The 25,368-nt window shown below is 59.7% G+C and carries 22 protein-coding genes, 2 tRNA genes and 2 rRNA genes; 12 read left to right on the top strand and 14 right to left on the bottom strand.

Going from position 1 to position 25,368, the window contains the following annotated elements; translation table 11 throughout:
• Positions 1–5: 5 nt before the first annotated feature.
• Positions 6–2,597, top strand: coding sequence for a Fe/S-dependent 2-methylisocitrate dehydratase AcnD (gene acnD / locus QMK47_RS20120; RefSeq protein ID WP_320389215.1), 2,592 nt, complete (start codon positions 6–8; stop codon positions 2,595–2,597).
• Between the two features lie 42 nt (positions 2,598–2,639).
• A complete protein-coding gene (gene prpF / locus QMK47_RS20115) occupies positions 2,640–3,833 on the top strand; it encodes a 2-methylaconitate cis-trans isomerase PrpF (protein WP_253476712.1) in 1,194 nt (397 codons plus the stop codon).
• Between the two features lie 247 nt (positions 3,834–4,080).
• Here the strand turns inward: prpF and QMK47_RS20110 are convergent, their stop codons facing one another.
• The 10 genes from QMK47_RS20110 to soxR all read right to left on the bottom strand — a co-directional run bounded on the left by QMK47_RS20110 (position 4,081) and on the right by soxR (position 11,595).
• Entirely contained in the window at positions 4,081–4,974 is an 894-nt protein-coding gene (locus tag QMK47_RS20110) for a metal ABC transporter solute-binding protein, Zn/Mn family (RefSeq protein WP_320389214.1), read from the bottom strand.
• A complete protein-coding gene (locus QMK47_RS20105) occupies positions 4,975–5,874 on the bottom strand; it encodes a metal ABC transporter permease (protein WP_320389213.1) in 900 nt (299 codons plus the stop codon).
• Positions 5,874–6,626 carry a metal ABC transporter ATP-binding protein gene (locus QMK47_RS20100; RefSeq protein ID WP_253476700.1) on the bottom strand — a complete coding sequence of 251 codons (753 nt, stop codon included), beginning with the start codon at positions 6,624–6,626 and terminating at the stop codon, positions 5,874–5,876. The genes QMK47_RS20105 and QMK47_RS20100 overlap by 1 nt, the downstream gene beginning before the upstream one ends.
• Positions 6,623–7,552, bottom strand: coding sequence for a metal ABC transporter solute-binding protein, Zn/Mn family (locus QMK47_RS20095; protein ID WP_214509788.1), 930 nt, complete (start codon positions 7,550–7,552; stop codon positions 6,623–6,625). Before QMK47_RS20095 ends, QMK47_RS20100 begins: the two co-directional genes overlap by 4 nt.
• A 35-nt stretch (positions 7,553–7,587) precedes the next feature.
• The gene (locus QMK47_RS20090; protein WP_258688909.1) at positions 7,588–8,163 is read right to left on the bottom strand and encodes a DUF6162 family protein; all 576 of its coding nucleotides are present in this window, start codon (positions 8,161–8,163) and stop codon (positions 7,588–7,590) included.
• Complete coding sequence (locus QMK47_RS20085) at positions 8,160–8,486, bottom strand: hypothetical protein (RefSeq protein WP_253476695.1); 327 nt, start codon at positions 8,484–8,486, stop codon at positions 8,160–8,162. The genes QMK47_RS20090 and QMK47_RS20085 overlap by 4 nt, the downstream gene beginning before the upstream one ends.
• On the bottom strand, positions 8,483–9,025 hold the full coding sequence (locus QMK47_RS20080) for a thiamine pyrophosphate-binding protein (RefSeq protein ID WP_258688908.1): 543 nt from the start codon (positions 9,023–9,025) through the stop codon (positions 8,483–8,485). Before QMK47_RS20080 ends, QMK47_RS20085 begins: the two co-directional genes overlap by 4 nt.
• Positions 9,022–10,236: a PepSY domain-containing protein gene (locus QMK47_RS20075; RefSeq protein ID WP_320389212.1), complete on the bottom strand. Its 1,215-nt coding sequence runs from the start codon at positions 10,234–10,236 to the stop codon at positions 9,022–9,024. Before QMK47_RS20075 ends, QMK47_RS20080 begins: the two co-directional genes overlap by 4 nt.
• Before the next feature lie 338 nt (positions 10,237–10,574).
• A complete protein-coding gene (locus QMK47_RS20070; protein ID WP_258688906.1) occupies positions 10,575–11,036 on the bottom strand; it encodes a VOC family protein in 462 nt (153 codons plus the stop codon).
• A 106-nt stretch (positions 11,037–11,142) separates the two neighbouring features.
• On the bottom strand, positions 11,143–11,595 hold the full coding sequence (soxR, locus tag QMK47_RS20065) for a redox-sensitive transcriptional activator SoxR (RefSeq protein WP_320389211.1): 453 nt from the start codon (positions 11,593–11,595) through the stop codon (positions 11,143–11,145).
• 96 nt (positions 11,596–11,691) lie between these two features.
• Here soxR and QMK47_RS20060 point away from each other — a divergent pair, with 96 nt between their 5' ends.
• The 5 genes from QMK47_RS20060 (at position 11,692) to QMK47_RS20040 (ending at position 16,338) form a co-directional block, all read left to right on the top strand.
• Positions 11,692–12,057, top strand: a complete 366-nt coding sequence (locus QMK47_RS20060) for an antibiotic biosynthesis monooxygenase (RefSeq protein WP_253476687.1) — start codon at positions 11,692–11,694, stop codon at positions 12,055–12,057.
• Positions 12,058–12,173: 116 nt separating this feature from the next.
• Entirely contained in the window at positions 12,174–12,440 is a 267-nt protein-coding gene (locus tag QMK47_RS20055) for a hypothetical protein (protein WP_018600280.1), read from the top strand.
• 103 nt (positions 12,441–12,543) lie between these two features.
• A complete protein-coding gene (locus QMK47_RS20050; RefSeq protein WP_253476686.1) occupies positions 12,544–13,158 on the top strand; it encodes a LysE family translocator in 615 nt (204 codons plus the stop codon).
• Between the two features lie 159 nt (positions 13,159–13,317).
• Positions 13,318–14,484: a cysteine desulfurase family protein gene (locus tag QMK47_RS20045; protein ID WP_214509796.1), complete on the top strand. Its 1,167-nt coding sequence runs from the start codon at positions 13,318–13,320 to the stop codon at positions 14,482–14,484.
• A 45-nt stretch (positions 14,485–14,529) separates the two neighbouring features.
• On the top strand, positions 14,530–16,338 hold the full coding sequence (locus QMK47_RS20040) for an aminopeptidase P family protein (RefSeq protein WP_320389210.1): 1,809 nt from the start codon (positions 14,530–14,532) through the stop codon (positions 16,336–16,338).
• 9 nt (positions 16,339–16,347) lie between these two features.
• Here the strand turns inward: QMK47_RS20040 and QMK47_RS20035 are convergent, their stop codons facing one another.
• Positions 16,348–16,938 carry a 2-hydroxychromene-2-carboxylate isomerase gene (locus tag QMK47_RS20035; protein WP_253476680.1) on the bottom strand — a complete coding sequence of 197 codons (591 nt, stop codon included), beginning with the start codon at positions 16,936–16,938 and terminating at the stop codon, positions 16,348–16,350.
• 34 nt (positions 16,939–16,972) lie between these two features.
• Positions 16,973–17,701 (bottom strand): SDR family oxidoreductase, encoded by a 729-nt coding sequence (locus QMK47_RS20030; RefSeq protein WP_253476678.1) that lies wholly within the window; start codon positions 17,699–17,701, stop codon positions 16,973–16,975.
• An 89-nt stretch (positions 17,702–17,790) separates the two neighbouring features.
• Here QMK47_RS20030 and QMK47_RS20025 point away from each other — a divergent pair, with 89 nt between their 5' ends.
• The gene (locus QMK47_RS20025) at positions 17,791–18,360 is read left to right on the top strand and encodes a TetR/AcrR family transcriptional regulator (RefSeq protein WP_320389209.1); all 570 of its coding nucleotides are present in this window, start codon (positions 17,791–17,793) and stop codon (positions 18,358–18,360) included.
• 6 nt (positions 18,361–18,366) lie between these two features.
• Here the strand turns inward: QMK47_RS20025 and QMK47_RS20020 are convergent, their stop codons facing one another.
• Positions 18,367–18,648 carry a hypothetical protein gene (locus QMK47_RS20020; RefSeq protein WP_014337379.1) on the bottom strand — a complete coding sequence of 94 codons (282 nt, stop codon included), beginning with the start codon at positions 18,646–18,648 and terminating at the stop codon, positions 18,367–18,369.
• Between the two features lie 167 nt (positions 18,649–18,815).
• The gene (rhtA, locus tag QMK47_RS20015; protein WP_024619799.1) at positions 18,816–19,706 is read right to left on the bottom strand and encodes a threonine/homoserine exporter RhtA; all 891 of its coding nucleotides are present in this window, start codon (positions 19,704–19,706) and stop codon (positions 18,816–18,818) included.
• Positions 19,707–20,376: 670 nt separating this feature from the next.
• Here rhtA and QMK47_RS20010 point away from each other — a divergent pair.
• From QMK47_RS20010 to QMK47_RS19995, 4 genes are all read left to right on the top strand, one after another.
• A 16S ribosomal RNA gene (locus QMK47_RS20010) occupies positions 20,377–21,913 on the top strand.
• Between the two features lie 81 nt (positions 21,914–21,994).
• Positions 21,995–22,071, top strand: a tRNA-Ile gene (locus QMK47_RS20005).
• Between the two features lie 30 nt (positions 22,072–22,101).
• Positions 22,102–22,177: transfer RNA gene (locus QMK47_RS20000), tRNA-Ala, on the top strand.
• A 246-nt stretch (positions 22,178–22,423) separates the two neighbouring features.
• A 23S ribosomal RNA gene (locus QMK47_RS19995) occupies positions 22,424–25,315 on the top strand.
• The 16S and 23S rRNA genes sit together here with 2 tRNA genes alongside, the layout of an rRNA operon.
• Positions 25,316–25,368: the final 53 nt, after the last annotated feature.

Below are 25,368 nucleotides of genomic sequence, written 5' to 3'. Positions count from 1 at the left end.
TGACGATGAACACAGAATTTCGCAAACCGCTGCCCGGCACTTCGCTGGATTATTTCGACGTTCGCGAGGCCGTGGATGCCATTCGTCCCGGCGCCTACGACGGCCTGCCGTACACCTCCCGCGTGCTGGCGGAGAACCTGGTACGGCGCTGCGACCCGGCTACGCTGGGCGAGTCGTTGCTGCAACTGATCGAGCGCAAGCGCGACCTGGATTTCCCGTGGTTCCCGGCGCGCGTGGTGTGCCATGACATCCTCGGCCAGACCGCGCTGGTGGACCTGGCTGGCCTGCGCGACGCCATCGCCTTGCAGGGCGGTGATCCGGCGCAGGTCAACCCGGTGGTGCCGACCCAACTGATCGTCGACCACTCCCTGGCGGTGGAAAGCGGTGGTTCCGACCCGCAAGCCTTCGCCAAGAACCGCGTCATCGAAGACCGGCGCAACGAAGACCGCTTCCACTTCATCAATTGGACCAAGAAGGCCTTCAAGAACGTCGATGTGATTCCGCCGGGCAACGGGATCATGCACCAGATCAACCTGGAAAAAATGTCCCCGGTGATCCAGCAGCGTGACGGTGTGGCGTTCCCCGACACTTGCGTGGGCACCGACAGCCACACGCCCCACGTCGATGCCCTGGGCGTGATCGCCATCGGCGTCGGTGGCCTGGAGGCCGAAAGCGTCATGCTCGGCCGCGCCTCGTGGATGCGCCTGCCGGAGATCATCGGCGTCGAGCTGACCGGCAAGCTGCAACCGGGCATCACCGCCACCGACATGGTGCTGGCGCTGACCGAATTCCTGCGCAAGCAAAAAGTCGTCGGTGCCTGGCTGGAGTTTTTCGGCGAAGGCGCCAGTGCCCTGACCTTAGGCGACCGCGCGACCATTTCCAACATGGCCCCGGAATACGGCGCCACGGCGGCGATGTTCTACATCGACCAGCAAACCATCGATTACCTGAAGCTCACTGGCCGTGAAGACGAGCAGGTGCGACTGGTCGAGACCTACGCCAAGCAGGCAGGCCTGTGGGCCGACAAGCTCAAGGGCGCGCAATACGAGCGGGGCCTGAGCTTCAACCTGTCGTCGGTGGTGCGCAACATGGCCGGTCCCAGCAACCCGCACGCCCGTGTCGCGGTGTCGGATTTGGCTGCCAAAGGCATTTCCGGGCAATGGGACGATGTGCCGGGGCAAATGCCCGACGGTGCGGTGATCATCGCCGCCATTACCAGCTGCACCAATACCAGCAACCCGCGCAACGTGATCGCCGCCGGCCTGCTGGCGCGCAACGCCAACCGCCTGGGCCTGGTCCGCAAGCCGTGGGTCAAGTCGTCCCTGGCGCCGGGTTCGAAAACCGTGGCGCTGTACCTGGATGAGGCGGGCCTGACGTCCGAACTCGAGACGCTGGGCTTCGGCGTGGTGGGGTTCGCCTGCACCACCTGCAACGGCATGTCCGGCGCGCTGGACCCGGTGATCCAACAGGAAATCATCGACCGCGACCTGTACGCCACCGCCGTGTTGTCGGGCAACCGCAACTTCGACGGGCGCATTCACCCGTACGCCAAGCAGGCGTTCCTCGCCTCGCCACCGCTGGTGGTCGCTTATGCCATCGCCGGGACCATCCGCTTCGACATCGAGAAGGATGTACTGGGTGTGGTGGACGGTCGGGAAATCCGCCTCAAGGACATCTGGCCGAGCGACGAAGAAATCGACGCGGTGGTCAAGGCCTCGGTGAAACCGGAGCAGTTCCGCCAGGTGTACATCCCGATGTTCGCCATCCAGGAAGACACCGGGTCGAAAGTGACGCCGCTGTACGACTGGCGCCCACAAAGCACCTACATCCGTCGTCCGCCGTATTGGGAAGGCGCGCTGGCCGGTGCGCGACCGCTCAAGGGCATGCGCCCGCTGGCGGTGCTGCCGGACAACATCACCACCGATCACCTGTCGCCGTCCAACGCCATCATGCTGGACAGCGCCGCCGGCGAATACCTGGCGAAAATGGGCCTGCCGGAAGAGGACTTCAACTCCTACGCGACCCACCGCGGCGACCACCTGACCGCGCAACGCGCCACCTTCGCCAACCCGAAACTGTTCAACGAAATGGTCCAGGAAAACGGCAAGGTCAAGCAGGGCTCCCTGGCCCGGGTCGAGCCGGAAGGCAAGGTCATGCGCATGTGGGAAGCCATCGAGACCTACATGGAGCGCAAGCAGCCGCTGATCATCATTGCCGGCGCCGACTACGGCCAGGGTTCGTCCCGGGATTGGGCGGCCAAGGGCGTGCGCCTGGCTGGTGTCGAGGCGATCGCCGCCGAAGGTTTCGAGCGTATCCACCGCACCAATCTGGTGGGCATGGGCGTGTTGCCGCTGGAGTTCAAGCCCGGCACCGATCGCAAGACCCTGGGCATCGACGGTAGTGAAACCTATGACGTGATCGGCGAACGCACCCCGCGTGCGACGCTGACCCTGGTCATCACTCGCAAGAGCGGCGAGCGCGTCGAAGTGCCAGTGACCTGCCGCCTCGATACCGCTGAAGAAGTGTCGATCTATGAAGCCGGGGGCGTGCTGCAACGCTTTGCCCAGGACTTCCTTGAATCGGCGGTTGCCGTCTAAATCAAAGCTGCGGACACCCGGCGTGTCCGCTTGAGGAGCATCATGGCTCACGCACCGCAAATCAGAATTCCCGCTACCTATATGCGTGGCGGCACCAGCAAAGGCGTGTTCTTCAGCCTGCAAGACCTGCCCGAAGCGGCTCGTGTCCCTGGCCCGGCCCGGGATGCCCTGTTGCTGCGGGTGATCGGCAGCCCCGATCCGTACGAGAAACAGATCGATGGCATGGGTGGTGCGACGTCCAGCACCAGCAAGACTGTGATCCTGTCCAAGAGCACCCGGGCCGACCACGATGTCGATTACCTGTTCGGCCAGGTGTCCATCGACAAGCCGTTCGTGGACTGGAGTGGCAACTGCGGCAACCTGTCGGCGGCGGTCGGTTCATTCGCTATCAGCAGTGGTTTGGTGGACGCCGGTCGCATCCCACAGAACGGCGTGGCCGTGGTGCGGATCTGGCAGGCCAACATCGGCAAGACCATCATCGCCCATGTGCCGATCACCGACGGCGCGGTGCAGGAAACCGGTGACTTCGAACTCGACGGCGTGACTTTTCCGGCGGCCGAAGTGCAATTGGAATTCATGGACCCGGCCGCCGAGGAAGAGGGCGGTGGTGGTTCGATGTTTCCCACCGGCAATCTGGTGGACGACTTGGAAGTGCCCGGTGTTGGCACCTTCAAGGCGACGCTGATCAACGCCGGGATCCCGACGATTTTCATCAATGCCCGGGACGTCGGTTACACCGGCACCGAATTGCAGGGCGCCATCAACGGCGATCCCAAGGCATTGGCCATGTTCGAAACCATTCGCGCTCACGGCGCTCTGCGCATGGGCTTGATCAAGCACCTGGACGAAGCCGCCCAGCGCCAGCACACACCGAAAGTGGCGTTCGTCGCGCCGCCGGCGGACTACGTTTCATCCAGCGGAAAAGCCGTGGCGGCCGGGGACGTTGACCTGTTGGTACGGGCGCTGTCCATGGGCAAGCTGCACCACGCCATGATGGGCACCGCAGCGGTCGCCATCGGCACGGCCGCAGCGATCTCCGGCACGCTGGTAAACCTGGCAGCCGGCGGTATCGAACGCAACGCCGTGCGTTTCGGCCACCCCTCCGGCACCCTGCGCGTCGGCGCCGAGGCCAGCCAGGTCAACGGCGAATGGGTCGTGAAAAAAGCCATCATGAGCCGCAGCGCGCGGGTGTTGATGGAAGGGTTTGTGCGGGTGCCGGGGCAAGCCCCGAGCTGAGTTGAACCCTGTGGGAGCGAGCTTGCTCGCGATGGCGGTGTGTCAGCCGATATCAATGTTGGATGTGCCGGCCTCATCGCGAGCAAGCTCGCTCCCACAGTGGATGTGTGGTGAACACAGAATCTTCGAACATCCACGATCAAACCTGTGGGAGCGAGCTTGCTCGCGATGGCGGTGTGTCAGCCGATATCAATGTTGGATGTGCCGGCCTCTTCGCGAGCAAGCTCGCTCCCACAAGGGATGGCCGTCAGCCTCCCGTCAGTGCGGTGACCACCAGTCCTACATTGCTTTCCAGTTCCGCCACCGGATCGGCGCCATCGGTGCTCAACACCAGCAGCCGGCTACCTCCTTCGGTGATAGCTGCCTTCAGCGCATCCGAAGGCTGGCGATGATGCAGCACCAGCGCCACGTCATTGTCTTTCAACGTCGCGCTCAACTGCTTGAGGGTTTCGGCTGTCCATTCGGCGTCGGGCCGGGTATCGGTGCTGATTGCGTCCAGGTTGAGCCCGCTGATCAGGTAGCCGAAATGCTCGCTCAGGCTGACCACGCTCAGGTTATCGGCACTGGCGAGGCGTTTTTCGCTGTCGGCGCTGAGTTTGAGCAGGCGCTGCTTGAGGGTTGCCAGGTTGGCGTCGATCTTCGGTTTGTCCGCCGGGGCCAGGCGCACCAGATCGGCGGCGATCACGTCGGCCATGCGCCCCAGGTTATGGCTGGCCATCCACGGCTGGCTCGCCAGGCCGTCGGCCATGCCCGGTTGCACGGCGATACCGGGCAGGGCACCGTCCACCGGGCGCGCGGCATCGACCTCGACGATGCGGATATTGCTGCGTCGCGCCATGGGGTACAGCGGATCGCCCGGCCATAGCGAGCGCAGCCCGATCACCCCGTCAGCATCGCTGGCCAGTTTGCTCAACGCCGGCGCGCCACGGCCGCTGAAGTAGGCGCTCTGCCGGGTGCCAGGCAGATTGGCGGGCGCGGCCCGCTCCAGGCTGACCTCGGTGCCCTTGAGCAAGGCCTCGCCCAATCCGTAGGTGACCGGCAGCGATGCCAGCAGACGGACCTTTTCGCTGGCGAATGACGAAGTAACGGCCACGCCGCACAACGCCACGGCCAGGATCAGTTGTCGCAATGAAAAAACCATTTATCCAAGATTCCCTTTGAGGCTGGGGACGACACCGCGGGCGATGGCGCTCAGGGCGAAGGCGATGCCGGCCACCAGGATGATCGCAGCGCCGGACGGGATCGGCAGGTCGAACACAATTGGCGCGAGAATCCCGCACAAGGTGCTGGCGGTGGCGATCAGCACTGAACACCAGAAAAAGCCTTTCAATGATTGGCTGAGCAAGCGCGCCGCCGCAGCGGGGATCACCAGCAACGCGCCCACCAGAATGGCGCCAATGACTTTCACCGCCGCCACGGTGATCAGCGTCACCAGGATCACGAACAAGTAGTCCAGCGTCTTGACCGCCACCCCGCGCACCGCCGCCAGTTGCGGGTTGAAGCTGGCAAGCATGATGCTGTTGTACAGCGGCAAGGCCAGGGCCGTCACCAGCGAGCCGACCACCGCCAGCACCAGCAGGTCATTGCCATTGACCGTCAGTACCGAGCCGAACAGTACGTTCTCCAGGATGTGCACGTTGATCTTGCCTGCCAGGATCAACAGCAGGCTGGCGCCCAGGGCCAGGGACACCGACAGGAAGACGCCGATCAACGTGTCGGGCGCCAGGCCGGTGCGGTTGCGCAGGTAATTGAGCAGGATGCCGAACAATAGGCAGTAGCCGAACAGGCTGCCGTAAGGCCCGGTGTAGGGTTCGCCGAGCAGGATGCCGATGGCCACGCCGGTCAGCGCCGCATGGCCCACCGCCTCGGAGAAAAACGCGAAGCGCTTGACCACCACCAGCGTGCCGAGACCGCCCAGCACCGGGCCGATCAACAGCCCGGCCAGCAAGGCATTGACCACGAACCCATAGGCCAGCGCTTCGGGCAGATAACCGGCCGAAGCCCAGCCCTGGACCATCAGACGAAAGGCTTCATAACTCATCAGGCAGCGCTCCCGTTCGTGCGCGGATGGGTGGAAAACAGCGTCAGCAGGCGTTCTGGAGTCAGGGTCTGACGGGGCGGACCGTCGAACAGCACCCGGCGGTTCAGGCCGGTGACACGGTCGGCCAGACGCCCGACGGCTTCCAGGTCATGTTCGATCCACAGCACGGTGATCCCGGCTTGGCGCCAGTCCTGCAGCAACCGTTCAAACACCTGGATGCCGGCCTCGTCCAGGGCCGACATCGGTTCATCCAGCACCAGCAATTGCGGCGAGGGAATCAGCCCCTGGGCCAGCAACACTCGCTGACGCTCGCCGCCGGACAGCGCGCCCATGCGCCGCTTGCGCTTGTCCTGCATGCCGACCCGCTCCAAGGCCTGTTCTATGGCGCCGGCGTAGTGCTTGCTCAAGCCGAGAAAGGCCGGCCGCCGCTGACACATCGCCGCCATGAAATCGTCCACCGTCAAGGGCAGGCCCCGGTCGAACTCCAGCGCCTGGGGCACGTAGCCGATCACACCGGGCTCGCCTGGCCATTGCAGGCTCAAGCGTCCCTGGTGCGGCATCTGCCCCAGCAAGGTCTTGATCAGCGAACTCTTGCCGCCACCGTTGGGGCCCACCAAGGCATGGATGCTGCCGGGCTCGACCTGAAACGCCACGCTGTCGAGAATGGTGGTGCGGCCCAGGTTCAGGCTGACGTCGGCGAACTCAATCAAGGGCCCGACGCGCTGCAGAGTGAGGGTTTCCTGGACGGTCATGCGCCAGACTCCTGGATGGCCCGGACCACGGTGTCGAGGTTGCCGGCCATTTCCTTTTCGTACTTCTCGGGGCTGTAGTCGCCGTAGGAAATGTGTGAGAGCGGGTACAGCTTCACGCCCGATTCACGCTGGATGGTGTCGACGTAGGTGGACGGGAAATCCATCTCCGAGAAGATCACCTTCACGTCCAGCTCGCGCAGTTGGTCGATGGTTTTCTTCAACTGGCTCGGGCTCGGTTCGATGCCATGGGCCGGCTCGACCACGGCGGTCACTTCCAGGCCGAATTCGCGCAACAGGTAGTCGTAGGCGGCATGCACCGTGGCGACCCGCAACTCGGCATTGGGGGCCTGGGTCAGCTTCGCCAGGGCAGCGGCGCGCATCTGCCGCAGGCGCTTGCCGTAGGCGCGGGCGTTCTGGGTGTAGGCCTTGGCATTGTCCGGGTCGAGCTTGCCCAACTCCCGGGCGATGTTATTGACCTGGGCAATGGAGGCGCTGATGGACAGGAACGTGTGCGGGTTCACGACCTTGCCCGCGCCACGGGCCGCCGTGCCGGTGGCTGCCAGCAGGGGCACGTTTTCGTTGGCCTCGATCACTTTCACGTTCGGGGTTTCGCTGGCGGCGATCATGCGGTCGGCGAAGTCGTCGTGGCCCACGCCGTTGAGCACGATCACGTCGAGGCCGCTGATGCGCTTGATGTCCTCGGCCCGTGGTTCATAGGCATGGGGGTTGAAACCGGCCGGGATCAGCGGCACGACCTCGGCCTTGTCGCCGACGATGTTGGCCACGTAGCTGTAATAAGGGTGCAGGGTGATGCCGATGCGCAGGCGCTTGGCTGTTTCGGCGCTCACCGGCGAGGTGAACAGGCAGGCCAGCAGGCCGATCAGCAGCAGGCGCAGCAAGGGGCGGCGTTGGGATGCAATAGGCATGGGCAAACGGTCTTCTCTCGAATGAAGGCGTGGGGTCAGTGCCGGTGCTGGCGGGTTACGCCGGCATCGAATTGCGCGACGATCTGTTGCCAGCCGGCGGCGGACAAAGCGGCGTCGTCCAGCGCGGTAGGTGTCGCGAGGCCATTGCTGCGGTTGAGCCAGATGTCCGGCGCAGCGTCGGACGCTTCGCCGATGCGCATCAGAAACGAACCTGCGACGGAAGAATTGGCACTGGCGCCGAAGTAGGCCTGGTCCTGCAGCAGTTGCCAGGCGTGGCCGCCCCGGCTGACAGCGCTGGCGTCCTGGGCGAACGGCGCGAAGCCTTCTTCGGCCAGGGTTTGCGGGCCGGGCAGGGTGGATTGGTCTTCGCGCAGCAAGCGGATTTCATCCAGGGTCACCCGCAGGTCAGCGTAGATGCCCTGCTCGGCGGCGCTGAGGTCGCGGCGGGCGTCGAGCTGGTTCGAGGCCAGGTGCGTGGTGTCTTCGGCTTTGCCATGCCAGGCCACCACAGACCCGGCGACCAGCACGATGACCAGGCACAGCAGCAACACATACAGGGTTTCATGGCCCGCGCCAGCGGGGCGGATGACTTGAGTCGTGGTGTTGGTCATGGGGCCTCGATGTCGGCTTGGTCGATTTCCACCACGTGGCCGGGGCCGGCGTCGAAGAGCACGTAGAACTCAGCGTCCGGCTTCTTGAAGGTCAGCTTCGAATCGGCGCCGAGCTTGCCCGGGACGAGGATGGTCTCGTCATAGCCGATCACGTCCAGGGTCACTCCGGGCGCGCCGCTGCCGTCGGAAAAACCGCCGGTGCATTGGATCTGCTCGGCGTCGATGGCCTTGCATTCGCACATCGGGTTGTGGGCCAGGGCGCTGGTGCTTGCGCCTGCGCAGAACAGCAACGCCAGGCCGTTGGATAAGGCGCGGAAGGTCATGGTTTGGGTCCTTGGTTCTTCAGCCAGGCGACGGTGGCCGGGGAGGCCTGGCTCAGGGGAATGGAGGCCTGGTGCATCGAACCGTCCCAACCCTCGAGGGTTATCCACAGTTCGGCATCGGGCTGGGTCTTTGGCGGGACCGGCAACAAGGCGCTCATGCGATAGGGCGAGCCGAAGAAAATCACCCCGGCGGCCCTTAGGCTGCGAGGTTTGCCGACGCGCAGGTAGGTGGCCTTGACCTGACCGATACAGCGTTCGCACAGGGCCGCGTTGAAATGCTTCATGGGCCCGGCAGGCCCCTGGACTCGTGGGGCTTCGTTGCGAAATTCCGCCAGGCGCAGGCTCCAGGGTCCGACCTGGACTTCGCCGACTTCCCGCTCGCCAAGCCCGGCGTCCCCGCGAAACAGCGCGGCTTCGGATAAATATTTGGGCATGAACCCCAAGGGGATCAGCAACAACAGCACGTTGAGGTGGAAGCGCCATTTATGCCAGAACAGGCTCAGGCGTGACGGTGATGAAGTGGTATTGGACGGATTCACAGGCTGCCCTCCGACGACTCACGGTGGACCGACGGCTGCAATGCCTGCGCGATGCGGGTTTCACGGGAGGGTTTCTGGCTACGCTTGAGGGCATTGGCGGTGGCCAGGGCCGTGCGTTTGGTCCAGATCAGCAGCCCGCTGAGAACCATCATGCTCAGGACCAAACCGAAGAAAAACCAGATGAGCTTGATCCACAGGCCACCGAAGTCGCCGGTGTGCAACGGGCGCATGGATTCGGTGACGAATTCCAGGGTCGTGCGGTCGGACAGCAGTCGTGAGGCGGCGACGTCACCGGTGTAGGGATTGATGGTGGCGGTCTGGAACATCAGTGGATACCAACCGCGGCCGCCGACTTCGAGATGGCTGTAGGCATTGCCGGGCAGGCTGACGAAACTCGCTTCCAGGCCCGGGATGCGTTGCTGGGCGATTTCAATGGCCCGGTCCAGGTTCAATTGCTGCGGTGCAAGACCATCGGCTGACAACGGAACGTTTTCACGGGCCACCACCGGGATGACCGGCTCGCTGGAAATGGATATCTGGTTGTCCGATAGCAAGGCTTCGATCAGGAACCAGGTGCCCGTAACGGAAATCACCGCGATGAACCAGATCGACCAGATACCACTGAGTCGGTGGAAATCCCCCCAGAAAATTCGGGCGCCGTGGCGGATCCGCAGCGTCGGACGGAAAAAGCCTTTCCAGAAACGCTTGTAGACCACCAGCCCGGTCACCAACGAGGCCAGCAACGGCAGCCCCAACAAGGACACCAGGTACCAGCCCCAGCTGTAGCCGTTGGTGAACGGCACCAGCCACCAGCCATGCAGGGCACGGGTAAACCCCCTGAAGTTGAATGTCGGCGCCGAGCCTTGGATGACGCCGCTGTAGGGGTTGACGTAGACCTTGTCGGGGCGTCCGTCGGGGTAGGTGACGCTGACCTCCAGCGCAAAGTGCGACTCGTCCGGGCGGACGATGCCTTGCACCTGGGTGTGCGGCTGGGTTTGCTTGATCGCGGCGATCACCTGGTCATAGCTGAGCAGTTGGGCATCGTCCGAGGGCTTGCTGGCGCGCATGTCGGGGTTGACCAGCCAGACAATCTCCTGGCTGACCACCGCGAGGGTGCCAGTGACGCAAACGATGAGCACGAAAAACCAGATGGGCAATGCCAGCCAGCTATGGACCAGGAACCAGAGTTTGGAGCGGGACTTCTTCGACATGATTGAACGTCTTGATTCGATGAAAGGTTCGGTATTACGGGCTTCGCAGTACCGTGAACCGTAAAAAGCAGACCGTGGCTTTTGCCGACGCGGCCTGCTGCATCTAATTAAGACGAACGAGCGATCGCAATCCTGAAGGGGAAGATGAAAGAAAATGTTTCGCGTGGTAGGAGCTGCCGAAGGCTGCGATCTTTTGATCTTTTGATCTTTTGATCTTTTGATCTTTCGCTTGAGATTCAAGTGACTGGGGAAAGATCGCAGCCTCGTTGCACTCGACAGCTCCTACACAGCTCCTACACAGCTCCGACGGGGCGAAACCCTGCGGGAGCAAGGGCAAATCAGCCTTGCTGTTGGAACATCTCCCTGGCCCGTTGCTCGATCTGTTCCTGGCTCAGATCTTCCTTGTGCGTCGCCAGGAACCACAGATGCCCATAGGGATCTTTCAAGGTGCCGGTACGATCGCCGTAAAACTGGTCCTTGACCTCTGAAATCACTGTGCCACCGGCAGCAATGGCCTGGGTAAATGCGCTGTCCACGTCCTCGACATATAAATGCAGGCCGACCGATGGCGATTTGTCCGGATTGCTCAGCGGGCCTTGGTCGCAAGGCGTGCCGAGCATGATCGGAAATCCGTTGATCCGCAGTTCGGCATGCCCGATGCCGCCGTCGGGCATGGCCAGGCGCATGACCTCGGTGGCATTGAAGGCTTTTTTGTAGAAGTCGATGGCTTCGGCAGCTTTTTGAATGCCCAGGTAGGGCGTGATGTTATGGAAACCTTCGGGAATGGCTTTGACGCCCATGACGGTTCTCCTTGTTGTTATGGGAGGCGAAGAGAGTCTTCGTCGGTTTTGCGCCCATCCACTATAGGCCAGCCGCCGTGGACGGGCTCATGTCCCGACGAACGCTTCACGGCTGCTCCAACAGGTGAGCCCCTGGCCCGTGTTTTCCCAGCACGTCGCCCTGATTGCGCAGCGGGCAAGCCTCCATCGACAGGCATCCGCAGCCGATGCAGCCGTTGAGTCGATCACGCAGCGCCACCAATTGGTTGATGCGCTCGTCCAGGTCCCGGCTCCACTGCGCCGACAAGGTCTGCCAGTCGGCGGCCGTTGGCGCACGGTCGTCCGGCAGGTTTTTCAAGGCCTCGCCGATTTCCGCCAAGGGAATGCCCAGGCGCTGGGCAACCTTGATCAGCCCCACGCGGCGCAATACTGCCCGTGAATAGCGACGTTGGTTGCCCTGGTTGCGCGTGCTTTTGATCAGCCCCTTGGATTCATAGAAGTGCAGGGCCGTGACCGCCACGCCGCTGCGGGCGGCCACTTGGCCGACGGTGAGTTCCTTGTGGATTTCGATCTGCGTCATCGCTTCAATTCACTGCTTGACCTAAAGTTAACTTGAGGTTTTACCCTGCACGCGTTCGGGTCGCAAGATCCGCCTTACGTGCAGAGGGGACCTTTCATGCAATTACCAAGGAACAATCGCAGCTTCACCCAGTTGATGGAATTCGATATCGAACCGCAATGGCAGCAGGCGCTGGTAACCGCCTTGTCGGAACAAACCGAGCGCCTGGCTCGGGATCACCAGGGGTTCCTGAGTGCCAGTATCCAGGCCAGCGAGGATGGTCGGCGGGTGCTCAACTATTTGCAGTGGCAAACCCGCGAGGCAGGCGAGGCGGCGCTTCAAAGCTTCGAAAGTGGCGAGCAGGATTTCTGGCGGCTGATCCAGGCTCATCGAGCCAAAGCCGTGACGTTCGGCTCGTTCCAAGTGCTGCGCAACATCGAGCGCAGCCCGGACAACGCGCTGCATTGCCAGTTGGTCGACTGAGTGCAGCGGCTGATCCGCAAAGGCAATAGCCACTATTGAGAGGGTTGATTTCTGCCGCGCAGGGCTGGCGGGTAGCCTTTGTTCATCGCCCAACTCCAGTACACCGGACACTTGCCATGAACCGTACCTTTGCTGTTTTGCTGCTGTTGACCGCCACCCTCCTGGGTGGTTGCGCCAGTTCTTCCCCGGAGCTGCGCCCCTACACCGCCGACGAGACCCGCGAACTGGCTCTTGAGGCCTTGAATCGCCGCGGCCTCTCGTTCGATGAGTACCACGCGAAAAAAGCCGAGCTGCTTGGTTCGTCGCAGAAAAACGTGGGTTTCGACGATCAGGGCCAGATGAGTGCCGAGCGGGTCGTGCAACAGCCAGGCCGGTCAAGCTGAGGGACTGTACCGCTTAAAGTTTTGCCCAACTGTCCGTGGGTTTGCGCCAAGGCGTGGGGTAGGGTCATGACTTGACTGACCTGCCCTGATGGACTGACCTGACATGACCCTTTCGTTTGACCTGCTGCTGGGCTTCGCCCTGTTTGCCCTGGTGACCTCGATCACGCCTGGCCCTAACAACACCATGTTGTTGGCCTCGGGTGTCAATTTCGGTTTCAACCGCACCATTCCTCACATGCTGGGTATTACCTGCGGCTTCTTTTCCCTGGTGCTGGCGGTGGGCCTTGGCCTGGGCGCGGTGTTCCAGACTTATCCACTGCTCTATACCGCGCTGCGCTACATCGGCGCGGCGTACCTGTTGTACTTGGCGTGGAAAATCGCCCACTCCGGTCCGGTTTCGGAAAACCAGCCGGGAGACAATACGCCGATCAGCTACTGGGGCGCAGCGGCGTTCCAATGGGTCAATCCCAAGGCCTGGATCATGGCCATCGGTGCCATCAGTACGTACACGCCACTCCAGGGTTATTTCTTCAACGTGTTGGTGATTGCGGCGGTGTTTGCCCTGATCAACCTGCCAAGCGTGAGCCTGTGGGTGGTGTGCGGCAGCCTGTTGCGCAACCTGTTGCGTGATCGTCGCTGGCTACGCGTGTTCAACTGGGGCATGGCGCTGCTGTTGGTCGCTTCGCTGTATCCGTTGTTGCTCGAAAGCATCAGTTGAGGGCTGAGCTTCGCCGCGATGCCTGCTAAGCTCGCTGTTCAGGAGCGTTCCTACGCACTTTTAAACGAAGTCCGACTTCTTTAAGGTCTTTGATCAGGTATTGCTAGTCTCGAACCCAACGAGGGCGCCTGATCCCGGAGCAGGCTCTGCGAGTTTCCTATGAAAAAACGTCCTTTGTATTTCGACTACGCCGCCACCACGCCGGTGGATGAGCGGGTCATCCGGGTCATGGTCGAGTGTCTGGGCTTTGACGGCAACTTTGGCAACCCGGCTTCCAGTTCCCATGCCTTTGGCCAGGAAGCCCGGCGCTCGGTAGAGCGCGCCCGCCAGCAGGTGGCGCAACTGGTCGGGGCTCAGCCCGAACAGATCGTCTGGACGTCCGGCGCTACCGAATCCAATAACCTGGCCCTCAAAGGGGTGGCCCAGGCGCGCGGTGGTTCCGCCGGCCATGTCATCACCAGTCTGATCGAACACAAGGCGATTCTCGACACGGCGCGCCAGCTTGAAGAGAGCGGCGTCGCGGTGACCTGGCTGGCGCCGGACGCCGAGGGCCTGATCAGTCCGCAAGCGGTTCGCGAGGCGCTGCGCGAAGACACGTTCCTGGTGTCGCTGATGCTGGTGAACAATGAGTTGGGCACCGTCAACGATGTCATCGCCATCGGCGAGATCGTGCGCGAGCACGGTGCGCTGTTTCATGTGGACGCGGCCCAGGGCGCCGGCAAGGTGCAGATCGACCTGTCTCGTTGGCCGGTGGACCTGATGTCTTTTTCCGCGCATAAGATCTACGGCCCCAAGGGCATCGGTGCGCTCTACGTCGGCGACCGTGCCCGGCCACGGTTGTCGGCGCAGATTCACGGCGGTGGGCATGAAGGCGGTTTGCGCTCCGGGACCCTGGCGACCCACCAGATCGCAGCCATGGGCGCCGCATTCGAACTCGCAGCCGAGGCATTCGACGAAGAACTCGCAAAAATCGCCCGGTTGCGCAATCGTTTGCTTGAGCCGCTGCTGGCCTTGCCCGGTGTGCGTATAAACGGCAGTGCGAGCCGTCGGATTCCCCACACGCTGAGCCTGACCTTCAACGAAGGTGAGTTCAACCCGGCGACGTTGGGCGCATCGATTGCATTTTCCGCCACCTCGGCCTGCAATTCGGCGCAGAACAGCCCGTCCCACGTGCTGCTGGCCCTGGGGCACGATGCGCGCGCGGCCGGGCGGACCATTCGCTTGAGCCTGGGCCGTTTTACCACCGAACAGGATATCGACGAGGCGGTGCGGCTGATCCAGGCGGCGTGCGCGACAGCGCCGGCGTTCTGGGCCACGACCCCATAAGCCGTCTTCGGCATCGAACAACAATATCAATGAGCAGGAGAAACAATGAGCACCGAGCCCTTGTCCCATGGACTGGTTCCCCAGCGCCTGGCCCAAATCCGCCAACTGATGAGCCGAGAGGGCATTCATGCGCTGCTGGTGCCATCGGCCGACCCGCATCTGTCCGAATACCTGCCGGGCTATTGGCAGGGGCGGCAATGGCTGTCGGGGTTCCACGGCTCGGTGGGTACCTTGATCGTGACCGGCAGTTTCGCTGGCGTCTGGGCCGATAGCCGTTATTGGGAGCAGGCCACCAAGGAGCTGGAGGGCAGTGGTATCGAGCTGGTCAAGCTCATTCCCGGCCAGCCTGGGCCTCTGGACTGGCTGGCGGAACAAACGCCTGAGGGTGGAGTGGTCGCCGTTGACGGTGCGGTCATGGCCGTGGCATCGGCCCGCACCCTGGGCGGCAAGCTTGCGGAACGCGGCGCACGGTTGCGCACCGACATCGATCTGCTCAAGGCGGTCTGGAGCGATCGCCCAAGCTTGCCGGATCAGCCGGTCTATGCCCATTTGCCTCCCCAGGCGACCGTCAGCCGGGTCGAGAAACTCGCCAAGCTGCGCGAATCCCTCAAGGAGCGTGGTGCCGACTGGCATTTCATCGCCACGCTGGATGACATCGCCTGGTTGTTCAACCTGCGCGGCGCGGATGTGTCGTTCAACCCCGTGTTCGTCTCCTTCGCCTTGATCAGCCAGCAACAGGCAACGCTGTTCGTGGCCCTGGACAAGGTTGACGCAGCGCTGCGTGCCGTTCTTGAACAGGATGGCGTGGCCCTGCGCGATTACAGCGAAGCCGATGCCGCATTGCGTGAAGTGCCGGACGGCGCAAGCCTGCAGATCGATCCGGCGCGGGTGACGGTCGGCTTGCTGGATAACCTGGGCAGCGGCGTGAAGCTGGTCGAAGGTCTCAATCCAACGACGCTGGCCAAGTCCCGCAAAAGCCTGGCCGATGCCGAACACATCCGTCGGGCCATGGAGCAGGATGGCGCGGCGCTCTGTGAGTTCTTCGCCTGGCTGGAAGGGGGCTGGGGGCGCGAGCGCATCACCGAGTTGACCATCGACGAGCACCTGACCGCCGCCCGCACGCGCCGGCCGGACTTCGTCTCCCTGAGTTTCAACACCATCGCCGCCTTTAACGCCAACGGCGCGATGCCTCATTACCACGCCACGGAAGAAGCCCATGCGGTCATCGAAGGTGATGGTCTGTTGCTGATCGATTCCGGCGGCCAGTACTTGGGAGGCACCACCGACATCACTCGCATGGTGCCGGTTGGCACACCCACTGCTGAGCAGAAACGTGATTGCACACGCGTGCTCAAGGGCGTGATTGCCCTGTCCCGGGCCAAATTCCCGCGGGGCATCCTTTCGCCGTTGCTGGATGCTATCGCCCGTGCACCGATCTGGGCGGAGCAGGTGGATTACGGCCACGGCACCGGCCATGGCGTCGGCTATTTCCTCAATGTCCACGAAGGCCCGCAGGTGATTGCCTATCAAGCCGCTGCCGCGCCGCAAACGGCGATGCAGGCTGGCATGATCACCTCCATCGAGCCGGGCACTTATCGTCCCGGTCGCTGGGGTGTGCGCATCGAGAACCTGGTGTTGAACCGTGAAGCAGGAAGCAGCGAGTTCGGCGAGTTCCTTGAGTTCGAAACCCTGACCCTGTGCCCGATCGACACCCGCTGCCTGGAACCTTCGCTGCTGACCCAGGACGAAAAAGACTGGTTCAACGCCTACCACGCCGAGGTTCAGCGTCGCTTGAGCCCGTTGCTGGACGGTGACGCACTGCAGTGGCTCAACACGCGAACGATGGCGATTTGAAGTAGAGGGTCAGGCGAGGGCTTCACGGACGAAGTCCAACCGATCCTGGCCGAAGAACAACTCGTTGCCGACAAACATGCTCGGGGCGCCGAACACGCCCCGTGCGACGGCTTCTTCAGTGGTGGTCTTGAGTGCTTGCTTGACCTGCTCGTCGTTCGTCAAGGCCAGCACATAGACGGCATCGAAACCGCCCTCGTTCAGGACCGCTGCGACAGTCGTCGGGTCATTGAGGTTGCGGCCATCCACCCAAAAGGCGCGGAACAGGCAATCGACGAAGGCCTCGAAGCGTTCAGGTTGGCGCAACTGCATGCCAGTCACCGCGCGCATCAGTTGCAGTGTATTGATGGGAAAGTGTGGATTGAACTTGAAGGCGACCCCGTAGCGCTTGGCGAAGCGATTCAGATCCTTGAACAGGTAAGGGTTCTTGGCCGGCACTGTCGCCGGTGATGCATTGCCGGTTGCCTTGAAGACGCCGCCCAATAATATCGGACGATAGATCAACTGGCTGTTGGTCTGCGCGCACAGCGTCGGCAACTGGGTGTAGGCCAGGTACGTGGTCGGGCTGCCGAAATCGAAGTAAAACTCCACCGATTTGCTCATGGGATCTGCTCTCTTGTTGTTGTGAGGGGAGGGTTTACCAGCGTTCGCTCCAGGGCCGCAGGTCCAGTTCGAAGGTCCAGGCGTCGCGGGGTTGGCTGTGCAGGTACCAGTAATTGTCGGCGATGTGTTCAGGGTTCAGGATGCCGTCCTGATCCTTGGTGGCATATTTTTCCGGGAAATTATCGCGGATGAAGTCGGTGTCGATGGCGCCGTCCACCACCACATGGGCCACATGAATATTCAGCGGCCCCAACTCACGGGCCATGCTCTGGGCCAGTGCCCGGATGCCATGTTTGGCGCCCGCGAATGCGGCAAACCCCGAAGCGCCGCGCAATCCCGCCGTTGCCCCGGTGAACAGAATCGTCCCGCGCTGGCGCTTGACCATGCGCTTGGCCACTTCCCGTGCATTGAGAAAGCCTGAGAAACAGGCCATTTCCCAGATCTTGAAATACTTGCGTGCGGTTTCTTCGAGGATGCTGCAGGGGACGTTGGCGCCGATGTTGAACACAAAGGCTTCGATCGGGCCGATCTGGTTCTCGATTTGTTCGATGAGTGCGATCACGTCGTCTTCTTTACGCGCATCACAGGCAAACCCGTGGGCTTCGCCGCCTTGGGCGCGGATTCCATCCACCAGTGGCGCGAGCTTGTCGGCGCTACGGCGGGTAACGCAGGCAACAAAGCCTTCCTGTGCAAAGCGTCTGGCAATCGCGCCACCCGTGGCATCGCCTGCGCCAACAACCAGTACGACCTTCTTGTTATTCATGGTCAGCCTCATTGGTAAACGATCGTTAACTGAACGGACGTTATGCTAAGATCCGGCAAGCGTCAAGGTGAGCAATCAGGGGCAGGACCATGCGATATTCAGCCAATCACAAAATGGAAACCCGCGAGAAGCTGCTCGCCAGCAGTGCCGTCTCTGCCAAGAAGTCGGGTTTCTCCACGGTCGGTGTCGATGGCTTGATGAAAGCGATCGGGTTGAGCGGCGGTGCGTTTTATAGCCACTTCTCATCGAAGGATGAGCTTTTCAAGGCCATTGTTGAGCGGGAGTTGGCCCAAAGCCTGGATCGTCTGAGTGGCGACGGTGCCATGGACTCAATGAAGCTGGAGCGCTGCCTCAAGCAGTACTTGAGCATGGGCCACGTTGAGCAGCCCGAAGCAGGGTGTGCGTTGCCAGTACTGGGTGCCGAGATCGCGCGATCGGATGTCGAGGTGAGGGAGGCGGCGCAAACATGGATATGTCGTTTGCACGAAAGCTGGGCGCGGATATTGGGAAGCGACAGTCTGGCCTGGGCCATCCTGTCTCAATGCGTGGGAGCATTGGTCGTTGCGCGGATGCTGGTCACGCCGCAGGTCCAGCGTGACGTCCTCAAGTCCAGTCATGAGGAGATCAGGCGCCGAATGGCCGAGCAAGGGCTCGACTGACATGGCCTATTTACAGATGACGATCATGCTGCGGCTGGTATAGCCAGCGGGGTTGAGCCCGAAGGGATAATCCCCGGGTTCCTCGACGGCATCGCCGGACTTGGCAATGACCTTGTAACCCTTGGGAGCACATGAGTTGGCAGCGCTGGCGGCGCACTGATCCCAGGATGAGGACAGGCCGGAGCAATTGATGTGCAGGCCTTTTTTACCGCGCTTGACTTCAGTTTTCGATGTTGCCGCACAGCCCGCTACTGCAAGTACGGCGATCAGTATCAAAATTCGTTTCATTCCCATCCTTATAACCGTCGTGGATCTTGTGTCCACGTACGATTGTGTTCGCTCTTGCTTGAAGCGTTCATGACGTCCTGTATGAAAAATCCATGTCTGACATTGGGTTAGCGGTCTAAACATGGCCTAAATGCGTGGCAAATACCAGACCTTCGTTAAATCCTGCTTCAATCTGCCGCGACGGCAGGCTTTGCGGTGTTGGCCATGGTCATCGTTGCGCCGACCGACGCGAGGATAATGCAGGTAATGGCTAGCCATTGGGCCAAGGACAGGTACTCCTGGAGAAAGACCAGCCCCGACAGGGCCGCGACTGCCGGTTCGACGCTCATCAGAGTGCCGAAAGTGCGGGCTGGCATTCGGGTCAGGGAGATCATTTCCAGGGTATAGGGCAGGGCCGTAGACAGAATGGCGACGCCGATGGCGATTGGAATCAGGCTCGGTGTGAGCAGTGCGGCGCCTGCGTGCACGATCCCAATCGGTGCGACGAACAGGGCGGCGATCATCACCCCTAATGCGGCGGTTTGCACACCATTGTCCGCGCCAGCCTTCTGGCCAAACAGGATGTACAACGCCCAGCAAACACCTGCGCCCAGCGCATAGCCGGCTCCAAGCAGGTCAATACCGGCATTGGTCGCTCCGGTCGGTATAAGCAGAAGCAGGCCAGCGACTGCCAGGGCGATCCAGAGAAAGTCGATTGCCCGGCGTGAGGCGTAAATGGCAACTGCCAGGGGCCCGGTGAACTCCAGTGCCACGGCAATGCCCAGTGGAACGGTACGAACCGACATATAGAAGAGAAAGTTCATGCCGCCCAGTGCCATTCCATAAACGATCACGGTGCGCAGGGATTGGGCGGTGAGCTTGGCGCGCCAGGGACGTAGCAATAACAGCATGATGAGGCTGGCAAAAATGAGTCGCAGCGTCGTTGTGCCCTGTGCGCCCACTACCGGGAACATGCTTTTGGCGAGGGAGGCTCCCGATTGGATGGAGGCCATGGCTATTAATAGCAGGGCAACCGGATACAGGGTGGAGGCCAGGCTGCGATGTGGAGGGGGTGTCATTACGAAGTGTCGTCCAGAATAAAGGCGGGGGAGGCTGCATTGAGCAGTATATTGCGCATGTGCGACGATTCCGTCTATATACCGGGCAGATTTAAGTGTGGTTTCGGATTATAGATAGAAAAATCAAATTAAGGGTTGACGGCAGATTCTGGAAGTCTATAATTCGCCCCACTTCCGGCGCAGTCGAAACGGAAAACTCCTTGAGATTCAATGAGTTAAGTAAGTTTCGAAGGTGTTGGGCTTCAGTTCATCGAAGCCCGGAAGGAGCAGGTAGAGCGGTGTTGTTTGGCTCTATCGGCGGTTCGATCTTCTCGGTCGAAAGCGGTGAAAAAGAGGTGTTGACAGCAGCGAGTAACGCTGTAGAATTCGCCTCCCGCTAACGAGAGATCGGAAGCGCAAGTGGTTGAAGTTGCAAAGGAAACTTTGAAAACTTCTGAAAATAACCGCTTGACAGATACACGGGGCGCTGTAGAATGCGCGCCTCGGTTGAGACGAAAGACTCAGCCAGCCGCTCTTTAACAACTGAATCAAGCAATTCGTGTGGGTGCTTGTGGAGTCAGACTGCTAGTCAACAGATTATCAGCATCACAAGTTACTCCGCGAGAAATCAAAGATGTAACCAACGATTGCTGAGCCAAGTTTAGGGTTTTCTCAAAACCCAAAGATGTTTGAACTGAAGAGTTTGATCATGGCTCAGATTGAACGCTGGCGGCAGGCCTAACACATGCAAGTCGAGCGGTAGAGAGGTGCTTGCATCTCTTGAGAGCGGCGGACGGGTGAGTAATGCCTAGGAATCTGCCTGGTAGTGGGGGATAACGCTCGGAAACGGACGCTAATACCGCATACGTCCTACGGGAGAAAGCAGGGGACCTTCGGGCCTTGCGCTATCAGATGAGCCTAGGTCGGATTAGCTAGTTGGTGGGGTAATGGCTCACCAAGGCGACGATCCGTAACTGGTCTGAGAGGATGATCAGTCACACTGGAACTGAGACACGGTCCAGACTCCTACGGGAGGCAGCAGTGGGGAATATTGGACAATGGGCGAAAGCCTGATCCAGCCATGCCGCGTGTGTGAAGAAGGTCTTCGGATTGTAAAGCACTTTAAGTTGGGAGGAAGGGCATTAACCTAATACGTTAGTGTTTTGACGTTACCGACAGAATAAGCACCGGCTAACTCTGTGCCAGCAGCCGCGGTAATACAGAGGGTGCAAGCGTTAATCGGAATTACTGGGCGTAAAGCGCGCGTAGGTGGTTCGTTAAGTTGGATGTGAAATCCCCGGGCTCAACCTGGGAACTGCATTCAAAACTGTCGAGCTAGAGTATGGTAGAGGGTGGTGGAATTTCCTGTGTAGCGGTGAAATGCGTAGATATAGGAAGGAACACCAGTGGCGAAGGCGACCACCTGGACTGATACTGACACTGAGGTGCGAAAGCGTGGGGAGCAAACAGGATTAGATACCCTGGTAGTCCACGCCGTAAACGATGTCAACTAGCCGTTGGGAGCCTTGAGCTCTTAGTGGCGCAGCTAACGCATTAAGTTGACCGCCTGGGGAGTACGGCCGCAAGGTTAAAACTCAAATGAATTGACGGGGGCCCGCACAAGCGGTGGAGCATGTGGTTTAATTCGAAGCAACGCGAAGAACCTTACCAGGCCTTGACATCCAATGAACTTTCCAGAGATGGATTGGTGCCTTCGGGAACATTGAGACAGGTGCTGCATGGCTGTCGTCAGCTCGTGTCGTGAGATGTTGGGTTAAGTCCCGTAACGAGCGCAACCCTTGTCCTTAGTTACCAGCACGTAATGGTGGGCACTCTAAGGAGACTGCCGGTGACAAACCGGAGGAAGGTGGGGATGACGTCAAGTCATCATGGCCCTTACGGCCTGGGCTACACACGTGCTACAATGGTCGGTACAGAGGGTTGCCAAGCCGCGAGGTGGAGCTAATCCCACAAAACCGATCGTAGTCCGGATCGCAGTCTGCAACTCGACTGCGTGAAGTCGGAATCGCTAGTAATCGCGAATCAGAATGTCGCGGTGAATACGTTCCCGGGCCTTGTACACACCGCCCGTCACACCATGGGAGTGGGTTGCACCAGAAGTAGCTAGTCTAACCTTCGGGGGGACGGTTACCACGGTGTGATTCATGACTGGGGTGAAGTCGTAACAAGGTAGCCGTAGGGGAACCTGCGGCTGGATCACCTCCTTAATCGACGACCGCAGCTGCTTCATGAGCTCCCACACGAATTGCTTGATTCATTGAAGAAGACGAAAGAAGCAGCCCGAAATTGGGTCTGTAGCTCAGTTGGTTAGAGCGCACCCCTGATAAGGGTGAGGTCGGCAGTTCGAATCTGCCCAGACCCACCAATTTTGTGTGGGAAACGCCTGTAGAAATACGGGGCCATAGCTCAGCTGGGAGAGCGCCTGCCTTGCACGCAGGAGGTCAGCGGTTCGATCCCGCTTGGCTCCACCACTACTGCTTCGATTGTATAAAGCTTAGAAATGAGCATTCCATCAGTACGATGGTGAATGTTGATTTCTAGTCTTTGACTAGTTCGTTCTTTAAAAATTTGGGTATGTGATAGAAAGATAGACTGAACGTTACTTTCACTGGTAACGGATCAGGCTAAGGTAAAATTTGTGAGTTGCTCTCATGAGCAAGATCGAATTTTCGGCGAATGTCGTCTTCACAGTATAACCAGATTGCTTGGGGTTATATGGTCAAGTGAAGAAGCGCATACGGTGGATGCCTTGGCAGTCAGAGGCGATGAAAGACGTGGTAGCCTGCGAAAAGCTTCGGGGAGTCGGCAAACAGACTTTGATCCGGAGATGTCTGAATGGGGGAACCCAGCCATCATAAGATGGTTATCTTGTACTGAATACATAGGTGCAAGAGGCGAACCAGGGGAACTGAAACATCTAAGTACCCTGAGGAAAAGAAATCAACCGAGATTCCCTTAGTAGTGGCGAGCGAACGGGGACTAGCCCTTAAGCTTCTTTGATTTTAGCGGAACGCTCTGGAAAGTGCGGCCATAGTGGGTGATAGCCCTGTACGCGAAAGGATCTTAGAAGTGAAATCGAGTAGGACGGAGCACGAGAAACTTTGTCTGAATATGGGGGGACCATCCTCCAAGGCTAAATACTACTGACTGACCGATAGTGAACTAGTACCGTGAGGGAAAGGCGAAAAGAACCCCGGAGAGGGGAGTGAAATAGATCCTGAAACCGTATGCGTACAAGCAGTGGGAGCCCACTTTGTTGGGTGACTGCGTACCTTTTGTATAATGGGTCAGCGACTTATTTTCAGTGGCGAGCTTAACCGAATAGGGGAGGCGTAGCGAAAGCGAGTCTTAATAGGGCGTCTAGTCGCTGGGAATAGACCCGAAACCGGGCGATCTATCCATGGGCAGGTTGAAGGTTGGGTAACACTAACTGGAGGACCGAACCGACTACCGTTGAAAAGTTAGCGGATGACCTGTGGATCGGAGTGAAAGGCTAATCAAGCTCGGAGATAGCTGGTTCTCCTCGAAAGCTATTTAGGTAGCGCCTCATGTATCACTGTAGGGGGTAGAGCACTGTTTCGGCTAGGGGGTCATCCCGACTTACCAAACCGATGCAAACTCCGAATACCTACAAGTGCCGAGCATGGGAGACACACGGCGGGTGCTAACGTCCGTCGTGAAAAGGGAAACAACCCAGACCGTCAGCTAAGGTCCCAAAGTTATGGTTAAGTGGGAAACGATGTGGGAAGGCTTAGACAGCTAGGAGGTTGGCTTAGAAGCAGCCACCCTTTAAAGAAAGCGTAATAGCTCACTAGTCGAGTCGGCCTGCGCGGAAGATGTAACGGGGCTCAAACCATACACCGAAGCTACGGGTATCACGTAAGTGATGCGGTAGAGGAGCGTTCTGTAAGCCTGTGAAGGTGAGTTGAGAAGCTTGCTGGAGGTATCAGAAGTGCGAATGCTGACATGAGTAACGACAATGGGTGTGAAAAACACCCACGCCGAAAGACCAAGGTTTCCTGCGCAACGTTAATCGACGCAGGGTTAGTCGGTCCCTAAGGCGAGGCTGAAAAGCGTAGTCGATGGAAAACAGGTTAATATTCCTGTACTTCTGGTTATTGCGATGGAGGGACGGAGAAGGCTAGGCCAGCTTGGCGTTGGTTGTCCAAGTTTAAGGTGGTAGGCTGGAATCTTAGGTAAATCCGGGATTCTAAGGCCGAGAGCTGATGACGAGTTACCCTTTGGGTGACGAAGTGGTTGATGCCATGCTTCCAAGAAAAGCTTCTAAGCTTCAGGTAACCAGGAACCGTACCCCAAACCGACACAGGTGGTTGGGTAGAGAATACCAAGGCGCTTGAGAGAACTCGGGTGAAGGAACTAGGCAAAATGGCACCGTAACTTCGGGAGAAGGTGCGCCGGTGAGGGTGAAGCACTTGCTGCGTAAGCCCACGCCGGTCGAAGATACCAGGCCGCTGCGACTGTTTATTAAAAACACAGCACTCTGCAAACACGAAAGTGGACGTATAGGGTGTGACGCCTGCCCGGTGCCGGAAGGTTAATTGATGGGGTTAGCTAACGCGAAGCTCTTGATCGAAGCCCCGGTAAACGGCGGCCGTAACTATAACGGTCCTAAGGTAGCGAAATTCCTTGTCGGGTAAGTTCCGACCTGCACGAATGGCGTAACGATGGCGGCGCTGTCTCCACCCGAGACTCAGTGAAATTGAAATCGCTGTGAAGATGCAGTGTATCCGCGGCTAGACGGAAAGACCCCGTGAACCTTTACTATAGCTTTGCACTGGACTTTGAATTTGCTTGTGTAGGATAGGTGGGAGGCTTTGAAGCGTGGACGCCAGTTCGCGTGGAGCCATCCTTGAAATACCACCCTGGCAACTTTGAGGTTCTAACTCAGGTCCGTTATCCGGATCGAGGACAGTGTATGGTGGGTAGTTTGACTGGGGCGGTCTCCTCCTAAAGAGTAACGGAGGAGTACGAAGGTGCGCTCAGACCGGTCGGAAATCGGTCGTAGAGTATAAAGGCAAAAGCGCGCTTGACTGCGAGACAGACACGTCGAGCAGGTACGAAAGTAGGTCTTAGTGATCCGGTGGTTCTGTATGGAAGGGCCATCGCTCAACGGATAAAAGGTACTCCGGGGATAACAGGCTGATACCGCCCAAGAGTTCATATCGACGGCGGTGTTTGGCACCTCGATGTCGGCTCATCACATCCTGGGGCTGAAGCCGGTCCCAAGGGTATGGCTGTTCGCCATTTAAAGTGGTACGCGAGCTGGGTTTAGAACGTCGTGAGACAGTTCGGTCCCTATCTGCCGTGGACGTTTGAGATTTGAGAGGGGCTGCTCCTAGTACGAGAGGACCGGAGTGGACGAACCTCTGGTGTTCCGGTTGTCACGCCAGTGGCATTGCCGGGTAGCTATGTTCGGAAAAGATAACCGCTGAAAGCATCTAAGCGGGAAACTTGCCTCAAGATGAGATCTCACTGGGACCTTGAGTCCCCTGAAGGGCCGTCGAAGACTACGACGTTGATAGGCAGGGTGTGTAAGCGCTGTGAGGCGTTGAGCTAACCTGTACTAATTGCCCGTGAGGCTTGACCATATAACACCCAAGCAATTTGTGAACTCGAAAGAGGCCAGATTGCGGTGTGTGAA

Source organism: Pseudomonas sp. P9_35 (assembly GCF_034008205.1).
Lineage (GTDB): Bacteria > Pseudomonadota > Gammaproteobacteria > Pseudomonadales > Pseudomonadaceae > Aquipseudomonas > Aquipseudomonas kilonensis.
The sequence above is the reverse complement of the archived record's forward strand: the minus strand, read 5'-3'. Positions and strand labels throughout refer to the sequence as shown.

Bases quoted from the DNA above. Each gene is read 5' to 3' on its own strand.
- QMK47_RS20070 (WP_258688906.1), bottom strand. From the start codon at position 11,036: ATGGGCGTCAAAGCCATTCCCGAAGGTTTCCATAACATCACGCCCTAC.
- QMK47_RS20100 (WP_253476700.1), bottom strand. From the start codon at position 6,626: ATGACCGTCCAGGAAACCCTCACTCTGCAGCGCGTCGGGCCCTTGATT.
- QMK47_RS20025 (WP_320389209.1), top strand. From the start codon at position 17,791: ATGCGATATTCAGCCAATCACAAAATGGAAACCCGCGAGAAGCTGCTC.
- QMK47_RS20105 (WP_320389213.1), bottom strand. From the start codon at position 5,874: ATGAGTTATGAAGCCTTTCGTCTGATGGTCCAGGGCTGGGCTTCGGCC.
- QMK47_RS20060 (WP_253476687.1), top strand. From the start codon at position 11,692: ATGCAATTACCAAGGAACAATCGCAGCTTCACCCAGTTGATGGAATTC.
- rhtA (WP_024619799.1), bottom strand. From the start codon at position 19,706: ATGACACCCCCTCCACATCGCAGCCTGGCCTCCACCCTGTATCCGGTT.
- acnD (WP_320389215.1), top strand. From the start codon at position 6: ATGAACACAGAATTTCGCAAACCGCTGCCCGGCACTTCGCTGGATTAT.
- QMK47_RS20110 (WP_320389214.1), bottom strand. From the start codon at position 4,974: ATGGTTTTTTCATTGCGACAACTGATCCTGGCCGTGGCGTTGTGCGGC.
- prpF (WP_253476712.1), top strand. From the start codon at position 2,640: ATGGCTCACGCACCGCAAATCAGAATTCCCGCTACCTATATGCGTGGC.
- QMK47_RS20030 (WP_253476678.1), bottom strand. From the start codon at position 17,701: ATGAATAACAAGAAGGTCGTACTGGTTGTTGGCGCAGGCGATGCCACG.
- QMK47_RS20035 (WP_253476680.1), bottom strand. From the start codon at position 16,938: ATGAGCAAATCGGTGGAGTTTTACTTCGATTTCGGCAGCCCGACCACG.
- QMK47_RS20045 (WP_214509796.1), top strand. From the start codon at position 13,318: ATGAAAAAACGTCCTTTGTATTTCGACTACGCCGCCACCACGCCGGTG.
- QMK47_RS20020 (WP_014337379.1), bottom strand. From the start codon at position 18,648: ATGAAACGAATTTTGATACTGATCGCCGTACTTGCAGTAGCGGGCTGT.
- QMK47_RS20090 (WP_258688909.1), bottom strand. From the start codon at position 8,163: ATGACCAACACCACGACTCAAGTCATCCGCCCCGCTGGCGCGGGCCAT.
- QMK47_RS20040 (WP_320389210.1), top strand. From the start codon at position 14,530: ATGAGCACCGAGCCCTTGTCCCATGGACTGGTTCCCCAGCGCCTGGCC.
- QMK47_RS20055 (WP_018600280.1), top strand. From the start codon at position 12,174: ATGAACCGTACCTTTGCTGTTTTGCTGCTGTTGACCGCCACCCTCCTG.
- soxR (WP_320389211.1), bottom strand. From the start codon at position 11,595: ATGACGCAGATCGAAATCCACAAGGAACTCACCGTCGGCCAAGTGGCC.
- QMK47_RS20075 (WP_320389212.1), bottom strand. From the start codon at position 10,236: ATGTCGAAGAAGTCCCGCTCCAAACTCTGGTTCCTGGTCCATAGCTGG.
- QMK47_RS20050 (WP_253476686.1), top strand. From the start codon at position 12,544: ATGACCCTTTCGTTTGACCTGCTGCTGGGCTTCGCCCTGTTTGCCCTG.
- QMK47_RS20085 (WP_253476695.1), bottom strand. From the start codon at position 8,486: ATGACCTTCCGCGCCTTATCCAACGGCCTGGCGTTGCTGTTCTGCGCA.
- QMK47_RS20095 (WP_214509788.1), bottom strand. From the start codon at position 7,552: ATGCCTATTGCATCCCAACGCCGCCCCTTGCTGCGCCTGCTGCTGATC.